This window comes from Streptomyces vilmorinianum, assembly GCF_005517195.1.
Taxonomy (GTDB): domain Bacteria; phylum Actinomycetota; class Actinomycetes; order Streptomycetales; family Streptomycetaceae; genus Streptomyces; species Streptomyces vilmorinianum.
Genome location: NZ_CP040244.1, coordinates 5,986,129 through 6,002,201, shown reverse-complemented (window position 1 = coordinate 6,002,201; position 16,073 = coordinate 5,986,129). Strand labels below are relative to the sequence as shown.

General features: G+C 72.0%; 13 protein-coding genes. 10 read left to right on the top strand and 3 right to left on the bottom strand.

Translation table 11 applies throughout. The annotated features are described in order from the left end of the window. Positions 1 to 7 precede the first annotated feature (7 nt). Entirely contained in the window at positions 8 to 2,245 is a 2,238-nt protein-coding gene (gene glgX / locus FDM97_RS27745; protein WP_432816251.1) for a glycogen debranching protein GlgX, read from the bottom strand. A gap of 382 nt (positions 2,246 to 2,627) precedes the next feature. Between glgX and FDM97_RS27740 the strand changes: the two genes are divergently transcribed. From FDM97_RS27740 to FDM97_RS27715, 6 genes are all read left to right on the top strand, one after another. After that, positions 2,628 to 3,794 (top strand): L,D-transpeptidase, encoded by a 1,167-nt coding sequence (locus tag FDM97_RS27740; RefSeq protein WP_254705970.1) that lies wholly within the window; start codon positions 2,628 to 2,630, stop codon positions 3,792 to 3,794. Positions 3,795 to 3,979: 185 nt separating this feature from the next. Further along, positions 3,980 to 5,233 carry a L,D-transpeptidase gene (locus FDM97_RS27735; protein ID WP_137993243.1) on the top strand — a complete coding sequence of 418 codons (1,254 nt, stop codon included), beginning with the start codon at positions 3,980 to 3,982 and terminating at the stop codon, positions 5,231 to 5,233. An 86-nt stretch (positions 5,234 to 5,319) separates the two neighbouring features. Beyond that, on the top strand, positions 5,320 to 6,087 hold the full coding sequence (locus FDM97_RS27730; protein ID WP_137993242.1) for an enoyl-CoA hydratase/isomerase family protein: 768 nt from the start codon (positions 5,320 to 5,322) through the stop codon (positions 6,085 to 6,087). Between the two features lie 156 nt (positions 6,088 to 6,243). After that, positions 6,244 to 6,747 (top strand): ATP-binding protein, encoded by a 504-nt coding sequence (locus FDM97_RS27725; RefSeq protein ID WP_137993241.1) that lies wholly within the window; start codon positions 6,244 to 6,246, stop codon positions 6,745 to 6,747. 384 nt (positions 6,748 to 7,131) lie between these two features. Beyond that, positions 7,132 to 7,878 carry a polysaccharide deacetylase family protein gene (locus FDM97_RS27720; protein WP_137993240.1) on the top strand — a complete coding sequence of 249 codons (747 nt, stop codon included), beginning with the start codon at positions 7,132 to 7,134 and terminating at the stop codon, positions 7,876 to 7,878. After that, positions 7,878 to 9,065 (top strand): YncE family protein, encoded by a 1,188-nt coding sequence (locus FDM97_RS27715; protein WP_137993239.1) that lies wholly within the window; start codon positions 7,878 to 7,880, stop codon positions 9,063 to 9,065. The genes FDM97_RS27720 and FDM97_RS27715 overlap by 1 nt, the downstream gene beginning before the upstream one ends. A 179-nt stretch (positions 9,066 to 9,244) precedes the next feature. Here FDM97_RS27715 and FDM97_RS27710 read toward each other — a convergent pair whose 3' ends face one another. Continuing rightward, positions 9,245 to 9,886 (bottom strand): GNAT family N-acetyltransferase, encoded by a 642-nt coding sequence (locus FDM97_RS27710; protein WP_137993238.1) that lies wholly within the window; start codon positions 9,884 to 9,886, stop codon positions 9,245 to 9,247. Positions 9,887 to 9,971: 85 nt separating this feature from the next. Between FDM97_RS27710 and FDM97_RS27705 the strand changes: the two genes are divergently transcribed. From FDM97_RS27705 to FDM97_RS36045, 4 genes are all read left to right on the top strand, one after another. Continuing rightward, positions 9,972 to 10,199 carry an EF-hand domain-containing protein gene (locus FDM97_RS27705; RefSeq protein ID WP_137993237.1) on the top strand — a complete coding sequence of 76 codons (228 nt, stop codon included), beginning with the start codon at positions 9,972 to 9,974 and terminating at the stop codon, positions 10,197 to 10,199. A gap of 96 nt (positions 10,200 to 10,295) precedes the next feature. After that, on the top strand, positions 10,296 to 11,213 hold the full coding sequence (locus FDM97_RS27700; protein WP_137993236.1) for a CopD family protein: 918 nt from the start codon (positions 10,296 to 10,298) through the stop codon (positions 11,211 to 11,213). Positions 11,214 to 11,301: 88 nt separating this feature from the next. Then, positions 11,302 to 12,681 (top strand): IPT/TIG domain-containing protein, encoded by a 1,380-nt coding sequence (locus FDM97_RS27695; protein ID WP_137993235.1) that lies wholly within the window; start codon positions 11,302 to 11,304, stop codon positions 12,679 to 12,681. Next, positions 12,678 to 13,349, top strand: a complete 672-nt coding sequence (locus FDM97_RS36045) for a hypothetical protein (protein ID WP_175439254.1) — start codon at positions 12,678 to 12,680, stop codon at positions 13,347 to 13,349. Before FDM97_RS27695 ends, FDM97_RS36045 begins: the two co-directional genes overlap by 4 nt. On the opposite strand, the gene FDM97_RS37035 is transcribed toward FDM97_RS36045, so the two are convergent. Further along, positions 13,336 to 15,795 (bottom strand): bifunctional serine/threonine protein kinase/MFS transporter, encoded by a 2,460-nt coding sequence (locus FDM97_RS37035; protein ID WP_137993234.1) that lies wholly within the window; start codon positions 15,793 to 15,795, stop codon positions 13,336 to 13,338. The two genes, FDM97_RS36045 and FDM97_RS37035, sit on opposite strands and share 14 nt — an antisense overlap. Positions 15,796 to 16,073 lie beyond the last annotated feature (278 nt).

Sequence of the window (16,073 nt, the reverse complement as noted above, 5' to 3'; positions counted from 1 at the left end):
CCCGCCCTCACCCCCCGACCCTCAGCAGCAGCACCGACCGCGCCCCCACCGTCACCGTCCCGCCGCCCCGGTGCACCGTCCCCGGGGCCTCGGACTGGTCCTCCAGGGCGGTGTCCAGGACCAGTTCGTACGACGCCGCCCACGGCGGGCCCGGCAGCCGGTACTCCACCGGGCGCGGCCCCGCGTGCAGGATCGCCAGGAAGCTGTCGTCGGTGACCTGGGCCCCGCGGGCGTCGCGGCCCGGTATGTCGCGGCCCGAGAGGTAGAGGCCGAGCGTGGCCGCGGGCGCGTACCAGTCGTGCTCGGTCATCTCCGCGCCCTCCGCCGTGAACCAGGCGAGGTCGCGCAGTCCGTCCGCGCCCTGCGGGCGGCCGGAGAAGAACGCGCGGCGGCGCAGGACGGGGTGTTCGTGGCGCAGGGCGAGCAGGCGTCGCGTCAGGGCGAGGAGTTCGGCCCGGCCGGGGTCCTCGGGCAGCGACCAGTCCAGCCAGCTCGTCTCGTTGTCCTGGCAGTACGCGTTGTTGTTGCCGCCCTGCGTGCGGCCCATCTCGTCGCCCGCCACCAGCATCGGCACCCCGGTCGAGAGCAGCAGTGTGGTCAGCAGGTTCCGCAGCTGACGCAGGCGCAGCGCGCCCACCTGCGGGTCGTCGGTGTCGCCCTCCGTCCCGCAGTTCCAGGCGCGGTTGTCGTTCGTCCCGTCCCGGTTGCCCTCCCCGTTGGCCTCGTTGTGCTTCCGCTCGTACGTCACCAGGTCGCGCAGCGTGAAGCCGTCGTGTGCGGTGACGAAGTTGACCGAGGCGTAGGGCCGCCGGCCGCCCCAGGCGTAGAGGTCGCTCGATCCCGAGAGCCGGTAGCCCAGATCCCGTACGTCGGGCAGCGCGCCGCGCCAGAAGTCCCGTACCGCGTCCCGGTAGCGGTCGTTCCACTCCGTCCACAGCGGCGGGAACGCGCCCACCTGGTAGCCGCCGTTGCCGACGTCCCACGGCTCGGCGATGAGCTTGACCCGGCGCAGCACCGGGTCCTGGGCGATGACCGCGAGGAAGGGGGAGAGCATGTCGACGTCGTGGAAGGACCGGGCCAGCGCCGCCGCCAGGTCGAAACGGAAGCCGTCGACGCCCATCTCCGTCACCCAGTACCGCAGCGAGTCCGTGATGAGCCGCAGCACCTGCGGCTGCACCACGTGCAGGGTGTTGCCGCAGCCCGTGTAGTCGGCGTACCGGCGGGCGTCGGACTGCAGCCGGTAGTAGCCGCGGTTGTCGATCCCCTTGAGCGACAGCGTCGGCCCGAGCTCGCCCGCCTCGGCCGTGTGGTTGTAGACCACGTCTAGGATGACCTCGATCCCCGCGGCGTGCAGCGCCCGCACCATCCGCTTGAACTCGCCGACCTGCTGCCCGGCCGTCCCCGAGGAGCAGTAGCCGGCGTGCGGGGCGAAGTAGCCGATGGAGTTGTACCCCCAGTAGTTGCGCAGACCCCGCCGCAGCAGATGGTCCTCGTGCGCGAACTGGTGCACCGGAAGCAGCTCGACCGCCGTCACCCCGAGCCGCACCAGATGCTCGATCGCCGCCGGATGCGCGAGCCCCGCGTAGGTGCCCCGCAGCTCCTCGGGGATCCCCGGATGGAGCTTGGTGAAGCCCTTCACGTGCAGCTCGTAGATGACCGAGTCGGGCCAGGGGGTCTTGGGCCTGCGGTCGTCGGACCAGTCGTCGTCGTCCTGGACGACGACCCCCTTCGGAACGTACGGAGCCGAGTCCCGCTCGTCCCGCACGGTGTCGGCCACATGCTGCTGCGGCCAGTCGCGCACATGCCCGTACACCTCGGGCGGAAGAGCGAAGTCGCCGTCGACGGCCCGCGCGTACGGGTCGAGGAGCAGCTTGGCCGGATTCCAGCGGGCGCCCGTCCACGGGTCCCAGCGGCCGTGCACCCGGTAGCCGTACCGCTGCCCGGCCCCCACCCCCGGCACGAAGCCGTGCCAGATCTCATGGGTCAGCTCGGTCAGCGGGAGACGCGTCTCCGTGCCGTCGCCGTCGAAGAGGCACAGCTCGACGGCCTCCGCCCCGCCCGCCCACAGCGCGAAGTTCGTGCCCGCCACCCTGTCGGGGCCGACCCGGCAGCGCGCCCCCAGCGGTGTCGGCGCGCCCGGCCACACCACCGGCCCGGCCCGCCGGACGGCCTGTTCCACGGCAGGGGAGGACGGCACCCCGTCCCGTACCCCCTCCACCGCCTCCTGCTCGGCTGCGCTCGACACCTGTCGGCCTCCCGCGGCTCGTCGGGCCCTCCCCCATAGCCTCCGGCATGGGAGGTACCCCCATGGCACGGAGACGCGGCGTCCCGGCCGCGGCTTCCCGCACGTGGTCCTCCCACCTGTTCTGCCCGTACGGCCGTGCTCCCAACATGACCCGCACGCACGTTTCCCCTGGAGGGTGGCTGTCGTTGGGCCAGTCGTGAAACACGTACTGAAGCGGGTGAGGGCCTGTCTTCCGGGTCGGGCCGGATCAGCGAGCCATGACGGAGTCATGGCGACCGACGACAACGCGGCAGATGCGCGTGTCAGGCGTCGAGAGCCCGGCAAGACCCGGAAGACAGGCCCGAAGGCCGGTGCGGTGCTCGCCCTGGCGGCGGCGGGACTGATGGCCGGGCTTGCGGGCTGCACCGACAACGGCGGCGGCGGTGGTGTCGACATCTCGCTGCCCGGGAAGGCGCGGGCGCCCGGCGACGTCATCCGGATCACCCCGGAGGACGGCAGCCGGGCGGTGCCGGCCGAGGGGCCGATCGAGGTGAGGGTGGACAGCGGACGGCTGGAGCGGGTGAAGGTCGTCCAGGTCGAGGACGCCCAGCGGACGGAGGTGCCCGGCGAGATCAGCGAGGACGGGCTGCGCTGGCGGCCCACGGCGGAATCCCGGCTCGCGCTGGCCGCCAAGTACAGCGTGGACGCCGTGGCGCTCGACGCGCACGGCCGGCGCTCCGCCCGGCACACCACCTTCACCACGATCGTCCCCGAGCGCCGCTTCATCGGCTACTTCAAGCCGGAGAACCGTTCCACGGTCGGCACCGGCATGATCGTGTCCTTCGGCTTCAACCGGGCCATCGAGAACCGCGAGGCCGTCGAACGGGCCATCACCGTCACCTCCGAGCCGCCGGTCGAGGTCGTCGGCCACTGGTTCGGCAAGGAGCGGCTCGACTTCCGCCCCGCCGAGTTCTGGAAGCCCGGCACCAAGGTGACCGTCGACCTGAAGCTGCGTGATGTCGAGGGCGCGCCGGGGGTGTACGGCATCCAGCGCAAGACGGTCGGGTTCACCGTCGGGCGCTCCCAGGTGTCCCTCGTCGACGCGGCCGCGCACACCATGGAGGTCCGCAGGGACGGTGCGCTGCTCGCGACCCTGCCCATCACGGCCGGGGCGCCGAAGACCACGACGTACAACGGGAAGATGGTGGTCACGGAGCTGTACGACGTGACGCGGATGGACGGCCGGACGGTCGGCTTCGGCGGCGAGTACGACATCAAGGACGTGCCGCACGCGATGCGGCTGACCAACTCGGGCACCTTCCTGCACGGCAACTACTGGGCCTCGGCCGGGACCTTCGGCTCGGCCAACGTCAGCCACGGCTGCGTCGGTCTGCGGGACGAGAAGGGCGGCAGCTCGGACTCGCCGGCGGGTTGGTTCTTCGACCGGACGCTCATCGGCGACGTGGTGGAAGTGGTCAACTCCCGTGACCGAAAGGTCGCTCCCGACAACGGGCTCGGAGGCTGGAACATGGAGTGGAACCAGTGGAAGGCCGGTTCCGCGCTGCGCTGAGCCCCCGTCGTCCCCTCGCTGACCTGCGTCACCGTCCCGCTTCTCGGGGCAACTGGGACTGAACGGTGACATTCGCGTGGAACTTTCGTGTCCTGCGGTGTGATTATCTAGCGCCGTGCGCGCGGAGGAGTCGCGCGGGGGTGGGGCCGTGGCGAGTCCAGGCCGTGCGAGGGGAGACGACCATTTTGAACGGGCAGCCGATATCGGCCGGGGCGGGGAGCGGACGGCGGCGCGGGGGCGGCGCGCGTCTGCAGGCTCTGGCTGTGGGGGCGTTGCTGCTGGTGCTGACGGCGTGCGGGGGCGGGGACCCGGCCGGCGGCGGCAAGGGCGGGCAGGATCCGGCGCAGAACGGCGGCGGGAAGCAGGAGATCGCGGCGTCGCAGGCGGTCGTCACGATCGCTCCGAAGGACGGCGCCGATTCGGTCGCCACCAGCGGTGTGCTGAAGGTGACGGCGGAGCAGGGCAAGCTGACGACGGTCACGGTCGCCGACACCAAGGGCGTCGAGGTCGAGGGCAAGATCGCCGCGGACGGCGCCAGCTGGCAGCCCGTCGGCCACCTGGCCGCGGGTACGCAGTACAAGGTCCACGCCGTCGCGAAGGACTCCGAGGGCCGTGAGTCGGCGAAGGACACCACCTTCACCACGCTGGTCCCGAAGAACACCTTCATCGGCCACTACACGCCGGAGGACGGTTCGACCGTCGGCGTCGGCATGCCGGTCTCGATCCGCTTCACCCGGGGCATCACCGACCCGGAGGCCGTGGAGAAGGCCATCAAGGTGACCGCCGAGCCCGCCGTGGAGATCGAGGGTCACTGGTTCGGCAACGACCGCCTCGACTTCCGCCCGGAGAACTACTGGGCCGCGGGCACCAAGGTGACCGTCGAGCTCAACCTGGACGGCGTCGAGGGCCGCCCGGGTGTGTACGGCAAGCAGAAGAAGAAGGTCTCCTTCACCATCGGCCGCCGTCAGGTCTCCACGGTCGACGCCACCGCCAAGACGATGAAGGTCGAGCGCGACGGCAAGATCATCAAGACGATCCCGATCACCGCGGGCGCGCCGTCCACGACCACGTACAACGGTCAGATGGTCATCAGCGAGAAGTACAAGGTGACCCGGATGAACGGGGCCACGGTCGGCTTCGGCGGTGAGTACGACATCAAGGACGTGCCGCACGCGATGCGTCTGTCCACCTCGGGCACCTTCGTCCACGGCAACTACTGGGCCTCGGCCGGGACCTTCGGCTCGGCCAACGTCAGCCACGGCTGCGTCGGTCTGCGGGACGCGCGCGGCGCCGGCGACAGCTCGATGCCGGCGGCCTGGTTCTACGACCGCTCGATCATCGGCGACGTGGTGATCGTGAAGAACTCCAAGGACAAGCAGATCGCCCCCGACAACGGTCTCAACGGCTGGAACATGCCGTGGTCGGAGTGGATCAAGTAGTCCGCCGAACACTCTCGTACGACGGACCCGGTGCTGTGACCAACGGCACCGGGTCCGTCGTCGTTAACGGCTACTAACCTGCCTCTATGACTGTGAACCTCGAAGTCGCCGAAGGCGTCGGCACGATCCGTCTCGACCGCCCCCCGATGAACGCCCTCGACATCGCCACCCAGGACCGGCTGCGTGAGCTGGCCGAGGAGGCGGCCGACCGCGACGACGTACGGGCCGTGATCCTGTACGGCGGCGAGAAGGTGTTCGCGGCGGGCGCGGACATCAAGGAGATGCAGGTCATGGACCACGCGGCCATGGTCAAGCGGTCGCGCGCGCTCCAGGACTCCTTCACCGCGATCGCCCGCATCCCCAAGCCCGTCGTCGCCGCGATCACCGGCTACGCCCTGGGCGGCGGCTGCGAGCTGGCTCTGTGCGCCGACTACCGGATCGCCGCCGACAACGCCAAGCTCGGCCAGCCCGAGATCCTGCTCGGCCTGATCCCGGGCGCCGGCGGCACCCAGCGGCTGTCCCGGCTGGTCGGCCCGTCGAAGGCGAAGGACCTCATCTTCACTGGCCGCATGGTCAAGGCCGACGAGGCGCTGACGCTCGGTCTGGTCGACCGGGTCGTCCCGGCGGCCGAGGTGTACGAGCAGGCGCACGCCTGGGCCGCCAAGCTCGCCCAGGGGCCGGCGATCGCGCTGCGGGCCGCCAAGGAGGCGGTCGACCAGGGTCTGGAGACCGACATCGACACCGGTCTCGCGATCGAACGCACCTGGTTCGCGGGCCTGTTCGCGACCGAGGACCGCGAGCGCGGGATGCGCAGCTTCGTCGAGGAGGGGCCGGGCAAGGCGAAGTTCCTCTGAGCCCTCTCCGGCTTGCGCCGACCGGTGGCGGCGGTGGTTCCGTACCACTGCCGCCACTGGCATATGTCAGGTGAATTCCCTGGAATTGTCGATTCCGGAGGGCGGATTCCGCCGGAACGGCCCCGCGGCCGGTTCCGTACGGCCATGATGGGGGGCATGGCGGGCCTGGAGGGTATGGAACAGCCGCGGCAGCACGGCGGTGCGACCGCCGCGCGATGGGTACCGGCAGTCGAGGACGAACAGGCCCTCAAAGCCCTGGAGTTGTACGGGAATCCGGCCGAGGACGATGTCCGGCTGCCGTCCCGTCCCGAGTCCGCCGCCATCGCCCGCCGGCTCACCCAGTGCGTCGTCCTTCGGCAGTGGGCGCTCTCCCCGCAGATCACGGAGCATGCCGTCTTACTCGTCTCCGAACTGGTCGGCAACGCCGTACGGCACACCGGAGCCCGGGTCTTCGGACTGCGCATGCTGCGCCGCCGCGGCTGGATCCGGATCGAGGTCCGTGACCCCTCGCGCGGGCTGCCGTGTCTGATGCCCGTGCACGAGCTGGACGTCAGCGGCCGCGGGCTCTTCCTCGTCGACAAGCTCTCCGACCGCTGGGGTGTGGATCTGCAGCCGCGCGGCAAGACCACCTGGTTCGAGATGCGGGTGGCGGACCGCTGACGCAGGGGCCACTGACGCAGGGCCGCTGACGCACAAAAGCCCCCATGCGGGGGCTTCCGTGGAGGGAGCGCCGTGGATCGGGGGGGTGTATCCACGGTGCTCGAACGACCTGGCCCGGGTCAATGGGGGTCGTGTCCCCGACTATGACAGACGGGCGGCGTTGTCGCCAAAAGTCCTTACTGGGGCGAAACGGACGATATGCGGACAGTTCACCAGTGAATCGTTGGTGACATAGAGCACCAACCTTGCAAACGATGAATAAATATCAGGTTCATCGATTGTTTCCTCGACTTGTCCGCATGGTGGACGCGTCAGCGCGACCCGCAAACGTCCTGAATTGGCCCAATCGTTAGTTTTCGGGCATATGGCCTCTTAAATGGTCGCGTGACCCAGACCGACCGCCGCACCGTACTGCGGGCGGGTGCGGCCGCCGCCGTCGCGGGGGCCCTCACCAGCGCCTGCGCGGCGGAGCCCCGTCCCCAGCCCGACCACCCCGCCCCCGCGCCCGCGGCCCCCCGCCGCTTCCCCGGCCGCCCCGCCGAGATCGCGAACGGCCCCCGCGACCGGCCGAGGGTCGCCCTCACCTTCCACGGCGCGGGCGACCCCGCCCTCGCCCGCGCCGTCCTCACCGCGGCCGAGAAGGGCGGGGCCCGGGTCACCGTCCTCGCCGTCGGCGACTGGCTCGACCACCACCCCGGCCTCGCCCGCCGGATCCTCGACGGCGGCCACGACCTCGGCAACCACACCCAGCGCCACCTCGACATCAACGCGATGACCGAGGAGGAGGCCCACGCCGAGATCACCGCCTGCGCCGCCCGGCTGCGCCGGCTCACCGGCTCCATCGGCACCTGGTTCCGGCCCTCCCGGACCCAGCACGCCACCGAGGCCGTCCGGCGCGCCGCCCACCGCGCCGGCTACCCGCACTGTCTCTCGTACGACGTCGACTCCCTCGACTTCACCTCGCCCGGCGCCACGGCCGTCGTCCGCAACGTCACCGGGCAGATCCGCAACGGATCAGTGGTGAGCCTGCACTTCGGCTACGCGGACACGGTCGCCGCACTGCCGCCCCTCCTCGCCGACCTCGACCGCCGCGGCCTGCGCCCGGTGACGACCACGGAGCTGCTGACCTGATGCTGCCTCTCACCACGCGTTCGAAGAGCCTCCTCGCCGCCGCGCTGCTCGTCGCGCTCGCCGGATGCGGCACCGCCGACGACACGGCCGAGTCCCGCGGCGGCGCCAAGAAGGAGGCCGCCGCGCCTCCCGCCGTACCGAAGAAGGTCGTCCCGGCGGGCCTGCCGGGCATGCCGCCGGTCCTCGACCCCAACGACGTCTACGCGGCCGACCGCCCCAACCAGCTCTCGCCCGTGGTCAAGGGCTTCCCCTCCCGGGTCTACGTCCCCAACACCAACTCGAACACGGTCTCGGTCATCGACCCGGCGACGTACAAGGTCATCGAGACCATCCCCGTCGGCATCCAGCCGCAGCACGTCGTGCCCTCCTGGGACATGAAGACCCTCTGGGTCAACAACAACCGCGGCCACACGCTCACCCCGATCGACCCGTCCACCGGCGTCGCGGGCAAGCCGGTCGAGGTCCACGACCCGTACAACCTCTACTTCACGCCCAACGGCAAGTACGCCGTCGTCATGGCCTCCATGGACCGCGAACTCGTCTTCCGTGACCCCCACACCATGGAGCGGAAGAAGACCGTCCCGGTCAGCTGCTACGGCGTCAACCACGCCGACTTCTCCGCGGACGGCCGGTACTTCGTCGTCTCCTGCGAGTTCTCCGGCGAGCTCCTCAAGGTCGACACCGAGAAGATGGAGGTCATCGGCCAGCAGAAGCTGCCCTTCGAGGGCGCGATGCCGCAGGACGTGAAGATCTCCCCGGACGGCAAGACCTTCTACATCGCCGACATGATGGCGCACGGCATGTGGGTCCTGGACGGCGAGAAGTTCACCACCCCGACGCTGCTGCCCACCGGCAAGGGCTGCCACGGCCTCTACATCAGCCGGGACTCGCGCGAGATGTACGTCCCCAACCGCGGCGAGGGCTCGATCTCGGTCTTCGACTTCGCTCAGAACAAGCTGACGAAGAAGTGGTGGCTGCCGGACGGCGGTTCCCCGGACATGGGCGGTGTCTCGGCCGACGGCAAGGTGCTGTGGCTGTCGGGCCGTTACGACTCCGAGGTCTACGCGATCGACACGACGACCGGTCAGCAGCTGGCCCGCATCCCGGTCGGCGGCGGCCCCCACGGCCTGGCGGTCTACCCCCAGCCCGGCCGCTACTCCCTGGGCCACACGGGCATCTTCCGCTAGTTCTCAGGGCTCGGTTCTCCCCCTGGCTTCGCCGGGGGACCCCCACCGGGCGCTTCGCGCCGGGCTCACAGGGCCGTACGCGCACAGCCCCCTCGTACCTCGGGGGCTGTGCGCGTACGGCCCTGTACCCCCGGCGCGCCCTTCGCCTCACTCGCCAGGTGGTCGTGGGCGTCCTGGGCTCAGCCCGCCACCAGCAGGGCCTCCGAGGCGACCGGGCGGTAGCCGGCGGCCTGGAAGACGCGGACGCTGCGGGCGTTGCCCGGGGACTGCTGGGCCCAGACGACCTCCCCCGGCGTCAGATGGCGGGCGGCCAGGGCGAGCGCCCGCCCGAGACCGCGGTGCCTGACCTGCTCGTCGACCTCGATCGCCGCCTCCCAGCGCCCGGCCACGCCCCGGCCCAGAATCACCACGCCGCCGTCGGCGGCCCACACCCGTACGTCGTCGCGGAACTTCATCGCCCGCGCCACCCGCGGATGCTCCGGGTCCTCGATCTCGCGCAGCGGCAGCTCGGGCTCCCCGGGCAGCGCCGGCGCCACCGTCAGCAGGTCGATGGTGTTCATGTGCCGGCCCGTGCGGCGCATCAGGGCGGCGAGGAACATCGGGTTCATCGAGGCGGCCAGCGGGTCGCTGGAGGCGGCCGCGAGCTCCGCCCGTACCCAGGCGGGATCCTCGTCGGTGAAGACCACCGAGTGCGCGGTGAAGGCGAGGACTCCGGCGTCCCGGGGACTCGGCTGCGGAACCACGGTCGTGGCGCCGTCCGGCGGCGGGAACTGCCCACGCGCCGCGGCTGCCAGGATCCGTGCCACTGCGTCACTGTTCATACCCCCATGATCCGCCATACGGGTGACCGATAATCTGACCCCCGTCATCGAAGCATCGGCAGGACCGAGAAAAGGGGCGGAAGCAGTGGCGGACATCGAGTCGGCGCGTACGGCGTTCGAGCGGTTCGACGTGGACGGGGACGGGTTCATCACCGCCTCGGAGTACAAGAGCGTCATGGCGCAGCTGGGTGACTTCAACGTCACCGAGACGGTCGCGGAGGCCCTGATCAACAGGCAGGACGCGAACGGCGACGGCAAGCTGTCCTGGGACGAGTTCTGGGCGAACCTGAACAAGGGCGCCGCGCAGGCCTGAGCCCTCCGGAGCAGGGCGGGCGGCGCGTACCGCGTGCGTACTCCGAGCGTACGTACGTGAGTTGCCGCCCGTCCGGGCGCCGGTGACGATCGAGCCGTGACGCCCCCCGGATCCGCAGGTACCCCGATACGTCTGACGGCCGCCGCGCTGGCCGTCATCGCCGTTCTCGCCGCCGTCCTGCTCACTCTGCTCGGCGTCGGGATCGCCCAGGCGGGCACCGGAGAACTCCGCATCCCCGCCGCCGGCACCACCAGCCTCCTCAGGCTCTGCGTCCTCGTCGCGCTCGCCGTCCATCTGGGCGAACTGGCCGGCGTCCGGCTCGCTCGCGACGGCCCGCTGCCCCGCCGCTGGTCCGTCCCCGCCGCTCTGCTCGGCGCCTCCGCCTCCGCCGGACTCATCGTGCTCTTCGCCGCGGTCAGCGGCCTCGGCCTCACCACCGTGTACGGCACCCGCGAGGGGAAACTGCTCCTCGTCACGGCCAACGCCTTCGCCCTCGCGGCCCTGTGCGCCGCGGGCCGCCGCCCCGGACTCGCCCTCGCCCCGCTCGCCGTCGTCGTCGGCGCGGAGGCCCTGCGCGCCCACCCCGAGCCGTCGTCCCCCGCGATCGGCGTCACCCTCACCGTCGTCCATCTGACGGGGGCCTCGCTGTGGTGCGGCAGCCTGCTGTACGTCCTGCGGACCATGCGGCTGCGCGAGGGCGGGCGCGACGTCCTGGTCCGCTACGCCCGGATGGCGGCATGGCTCTTCGCCGCCCTCGCCCTCACCGGCACCTGCTCGACCCTGCGCCGCCTCCCGCTCGACGTCGTCCTCACCACGGCGTACGGCAGGATCCTGCTGGCCAAGCTCGCCCTCGTCGGCCTGGCGAGCCTGCTGGCCCTGACCGCCCGCCGCCGCATGCTGCGGGGCGGGGACGCCCAGGCGCCGGCCCGCATCGAGCTCGGGGTGCTCGCGGCGGTCGTGGTGGTCTCGGCCCTGCTGACGGTGGTTCCGGACCCCCAGTGGCTGATGCCCTGAACAGGGGGGAAAATGAGAGGCGGATGCCCTGAGGCGATTTCCCCGAATGGGGTCGCCCGAACTGGATCCCCCCACCCACCCTGTGCCCATGTTCTCTGTCGTGCGGTTGGTGCGTCGATCGCTGACAGCGGTTCTTCTGAGCGCCGCGGTCGCGGTGGGGCCCTTCGCTCTCACGCCGCCGGCGGCGATGGCCGCGCCGAGCGCGAAACAGGCCTCCCTCTCCCTCTCCCCGACGCAGGGGCCGCCAGGGACGGAAGTGACGGTCGACGGAAGCGACTTCTACCCCTGCGGACAGGCGACCCTCACGTTCGACGGCGGTTCCCCCACGCCGGCGGTCGTGGACTCGTCCGCGTACACGGTCACGGGGACCGTCGTGGTCCCGCAGGGCACCGCACCGGGCTCGTACCAGATTGTGGCCACGTGCGACACCGATCCCGACACCCAGGTGGCCACGTCCGCGTCGGCCACGTTCACGGTGACCGGCGGTGGAGGCGGGACCACCACCCCCACGGACACGCCTCAGCTCACCCTGGACCCCGATCGGGGACCGCCGGGGCAGGAGTATTCGGTAAGCGGCTCGGGTTTCGGGAAGTGTACGGACGGCGTCGAGCTGTACGTGGTCGACGGGCCGGTGCTGGAGCCCAAGATCACCGTGGACGCGGAGACAGGTGGATTCTCGTACGTGGCGTACGTGTACGCCGATTCCCCTCCGAACGAGTACACCATCCGGGCCGCGTGCATCGGCTACCCGGAGACCTATGCGGACGCCGTATTCACCGTGGTGAGCCCTGCGAACCCGGTGCTGGCCCTCGATCCGACGGAGGGTGCCAAGGGGACACCCGTGCAGGCGAACGGGACCGGGTTCACCTGCCCCGACGTCGACATCCTGTGGGACGGCGACCAACTGCTCGCCAATCCCTCCGTCTCGGAGACGGGCACGTTCGCCGCCGACTTCGCGGTCCCGGACGACGCGACGCCGGGCGAGCACCCGGTGCGCGCCCAGTGCGCGGCCGACGAGCAGCAGTACGCCGAGGTCTCGTTCACGGTCACGGACGGCGGTGGTGGTACGGACACGGGTGGCACCGAGACCGGCGGTACGGACACGGGTGGCACTGACACCGGTGGTACGGATACGGGTGGCACCGACACCGGCGGTACGGACACCGGTGGCACCGACGGCGGCGGCACCGGGGGCGGCGGTGAAGGCACCACGCCCGTCGGCTGGGTCGTCGGCCCCGCCTCCCTCGGCGGCGCCCTGCTCCTGGCCGCCGCCGCGCTCGTCTACTTCGGCCGGCTGCACCGCGGCCCCCGCTGGGTCCGCAACCACGTCCGTGCCACCCTGCGGCCCGCCACCGGCACCGCCGACCTGATCGAGCAGCCTCCGCCCGGCGGACCGCCCACCCACACGACCCGGCTGGAGCCGTACGCGGATCCGGGCGAGCAGACCATCGAAGAGGAGGACCGATGACGACGATCACGCTCCCGACGACCGCGCCCGCCCCCCTGACCGTGCGCTCGTTCCTGCTCGGCGAGGGGGCGTCCACCGAGGGACCGCTGCGCGAGAACCGGACGGCCGACACCGCGCTCGGCCGGACGCGCCGTATGACACCGGCCGCGGACCGGGCCGTCGAGCACGAACTGGCCACCGTCGTCGACGACTTCCTCGGCCTCGACCTGCTCGACCTGGCCGTCGGCGGCTGGCGCCGGCACACCGCGTTCCAGGCCGCCGCGCGCCGTACCCGGGACTTCCCGGGCAGCGAGGAGGTCGTCGCGCTCGCCGACCACCGGGTCACGTCGAGCCACCGGCCCTACGTCGACGTCTATCTGGACGGCGCGAAGGTCGGCACGCTGGAGGTCGCACTGACGCTCGTCTTCCGGATCGCCGGGCTCATCTGTGTCGTCCGCGACGCCCATCTCACCGGCGTGCGGTCAGGGCAGTGCGCCCTCGACGCCTCCCTCGCGCTCCAAGGGGCTCCGCTGGCCGAGCGCAAGGGAGGACAGATCAACCTCCCGGGCGCCTTCGCCCTGCGCGCCCCGGTGCCGCTCCTGCAGGCCGAGCCGCCGCCCCCGCCTCCGCCCCCGCCCGGGTCCCCGCCTCCGCCACCGCCCGCCGCTCCGGGCCTCAGTTCGCGTTGAGGTTCGCCGTACGCGCGCCCTTGGCCGTGACCATCAGGCCGGCGATCAGGCCCGCGAGCAGCACGCCGCCGACTCCCCACCACAGGGTGGTGGCGTGGCCGCGCAGCAGCTCACCGATGAGCATCTCCCTCCCTGACACCTCGCGCACGCGATCGGCGAAGATGCCGTTGAGCAGCGCCGCGCCGAAGGCTCCGCCCACGAGCGGGGCCGCGGCGATCGTCGCCGCGGTGGTGCCGGAGTGCTGCGGGGCGACCCCGGCGGTCGCGGTGGCGTAGACCGGCATGAAGGCCATGCCGGTGCCGAGGCCGCTGAGGAGCATGGCGGGCAGGAGCCCGAGCCCGTACGAGCTGTCGGCGTCCAGAGGGGTCAGGAGCAGCAGCCCGGCCGCTGCGAGCACCAGGCCGGCCGCGATCAGCACGCGGGGCGCGACGCGGTGCAGCAGGCGGGCGGAGACCTGGGTGGAGCCGATGACGGCCGCGCCGACCAGGGGCAGGAGGGCCACCCCGGTCGCGGCCGGGGCGTAGCCGAGGACGTTCCGCAGATGGAAGGTCAGGGTCGCGAACAGGGTGACGACGCCGACGCCGGTCAGCGCCATCGCGAGGAAGCAGCCGACGCGGTCGATGCGGTCGAGCGGGCTCGACGTCCTGGTCTGCCACCACAGGAAGGCCGCGAGCAGGAGGACGCCCGCCGACAGCAGGACCACGGTCAGCGGGTCGGTCCAGCCGCGCGGCTCCGCGTCCCCGAGGCCGTAGGTGAGGGCGGCGAGTCCGCCGGAGCCGAGCAGCGCACCGAGCGTGTCGAGGCCGGCGCGGGTGCGCCCCGGGCGGTCGTGCAGCAGGGTGAGCGTGCCGATCAGGCAGAGCACGGCGACGGGGATGACGGCGTACAGGCTCAGCCGCCAGCTCAGGAACTCGAGGAGCCAACCGCCGCAGAGCAGTCCGAGTGCCGAACCGCCGGCGGCGATCGCGGCGTAGACCCCGAAGGCCCTGCCGCGTTCCTTCGGGCCGGTGAAGTTGACGGCCACCAGGGAGAGCGCGGCCGGTGTCACGAGCGCGGCGAAGACGCCCTGCAGGGCGTGGGCCCAGACCAGCATGTCGGCGTCGCCGGCCGAGCCGCCGAACGCGGCGGCCGCGGCGCATCCGACCAGGCCGACGGCCAGGAGGTTCTTGCGTCCCACGAGGTCGGCCAGGTGCCCGCCGAGGAGGAGCAGTCCGCCGAAGGCGAGGGATCCCGCCGTGTACAGCGAGTCCAGGTCGCCGACGGGGACGCCCAGGTCGGCCTGGATGGAGGGCACGGCCATGCTGAAGACCGCCCCGTCGAGCAGCGCCATCAGCTGCACCAGGGCGACCACCACCAGGCCCCACCAGCGCCGGGGGTGCGGAGGTGCCTGGTCGTGGACGGTGGCGGGGTGCGGGAGGGCCGGCGGGGGGCCGAAGCCCTGCGCGGGGACGAAGTGCGCCGGCGCCGTCGGGGCGTACGCGGGCGGTGGGGGCAGCGGCTGGGGCTGGGGCTGGGGCTGCGGCGCGGGCCGGGCGGCGGGCGTCTCGACCGGCGCGTAGTCCAGCAACTGAGCCGCATGACGCCCGAGTTGGGCCAGGACCGCGCCCGGAAGCCACTCCGTGGCCTGGTCCGTCGTCGTGCGGGCGGCCACCTCCTGCGGGGTCGGCCGCTTCGCCGGGTCCTTGTGCAGACACGCGCGTACGAGATCGACCAGCGACTCCGGTACGCCGGTCAGGTCCGCCTCCTCCTCGGCGACCCGGAACAGGTGGGCGTTCAGGCCTGTGTCCGTGGCGCCGAACAGCAGGCGCCCGGTGGCGGCGTACACGACGACGGCGCCCAGGCAGAAGACGTCGCTGGCGGGGGTGAGTTCGAGGCCGCGGACCTGTTCCGGCGACATGAAGCCGGGGGAGCCGATCAGCATCCCGGTGTGGGTGTGCAGGCTGTCCCCGGCGAGGCTGTCCATCGCCCGCGCGATGCCGAAGTCGATGACGCGCGGACCGTCGACGGTGACGAGGACGTTGGACGGCTTGAGGTCGCGGTGGATCAACCCGGCTTCGTGCACGGCCTGCAGGGCGAGGGCGAGCCGGTTGGCGAGGGCGCGGACCGAGTGCTCGGGCAACGGCCCGAAGTCCTTGGCGACCACGGCGTGCAGGTCGGGCCCCGGGATGTACTGCGTCGCCACCCAGGGCACGTCGGCCTCGGGATCGGCGTCGAGCACGTCCGCCGTCCAACTCCCACCCACCCGCCGCGCGGCGGCCACCTCACGGGCGAAGCGCCTGCGGAACTCGGGATGCCCGGCGTACTCGGCCTGCACGACCTTCACGGCCACGGTGCGTCCGCCCTCGGAGCGCCCCAGATAGACCAGACCCATGCCGCCCGCGCCCAGCCGGGCGATCAGACGGTACGGGCCGATACGGGTCGGGTCTTCGGCGATCAGCTGGTCCACGCGAGGAAGATAGTGCAACTCTCCAACACGAGTGGGGACTTCGCGCGAATCGTGCGTGTACGCGGCCGGCCCGGCCCCCGGCGGAGGGGGCGGAGCGACCGCGCGGACGAGGCCGACGGCAGCGCCGTTGGGGCGGCCCGACCACGCACCCGACAGCTCGTGCATGACCCTGGGCTCGGGCGGGACCACGGCCTGGTACTCGCCACCTCGGGCGCCGCGCCCCGGGCGCCGAGCTGCTCGGCCACCCGCTGGTCGCCGACGCGGGCCCCGAGCCGGTC

Bases quoted from the DNA above. Each gene is read 5' to 3' on its own strand.
- FDM97_RS36045 (WP_175439254.1), top strand. From the start codon at position 12,678: ATGACGACGATCACGCTCCCGACGACCGCGCCCGCCCCCCTGACCGTG.
- FDM97_RS27740 (WP_254705970.1), top strand. From the start codon at position 2,628: ATGGCCGGGCTTGCGGGCTGCACCGACAACGGCGGCGGCGGTGGTGTC.
- FDM97_RS27725 (WP_137993241.1), top strand. From the start codon at position 6,244: ATGGCGGGCCTGGAGGGTATGGAACAGCCGCGGCAGCACGGCGGTGCG.
- FDM97_RS27710 (WP_137993238.1), bottom strand. From the start codon at position 9,886: ATGAACAGTGACGCAGTGGCACGGATCCTGGCAGCCGCGGCGCGTGGG.
- FDM97_RS27715 (WP_137993239.1), top strand. From the start codon at position 7,878: ATGCTGCCTCTCACCACGCGTTCGAAGAGCCTCCTCGCCGCCGCGCTG.
- FDM97_RS27730 (WP_137993242.1), top strand. From the start codon at position 5,320: ATGACTGTGAACCTCGAAGTCGCCGAAGGCGTCGGCACGATCCGTCTC.
- FDM97_RS27695 (WP_137993235.1), top strand. From the start codon at position 11,302: ATGTTCTCTGTCGTGCGGTTGGTGCGTCGATCGCTGACAGCGGTTCTT.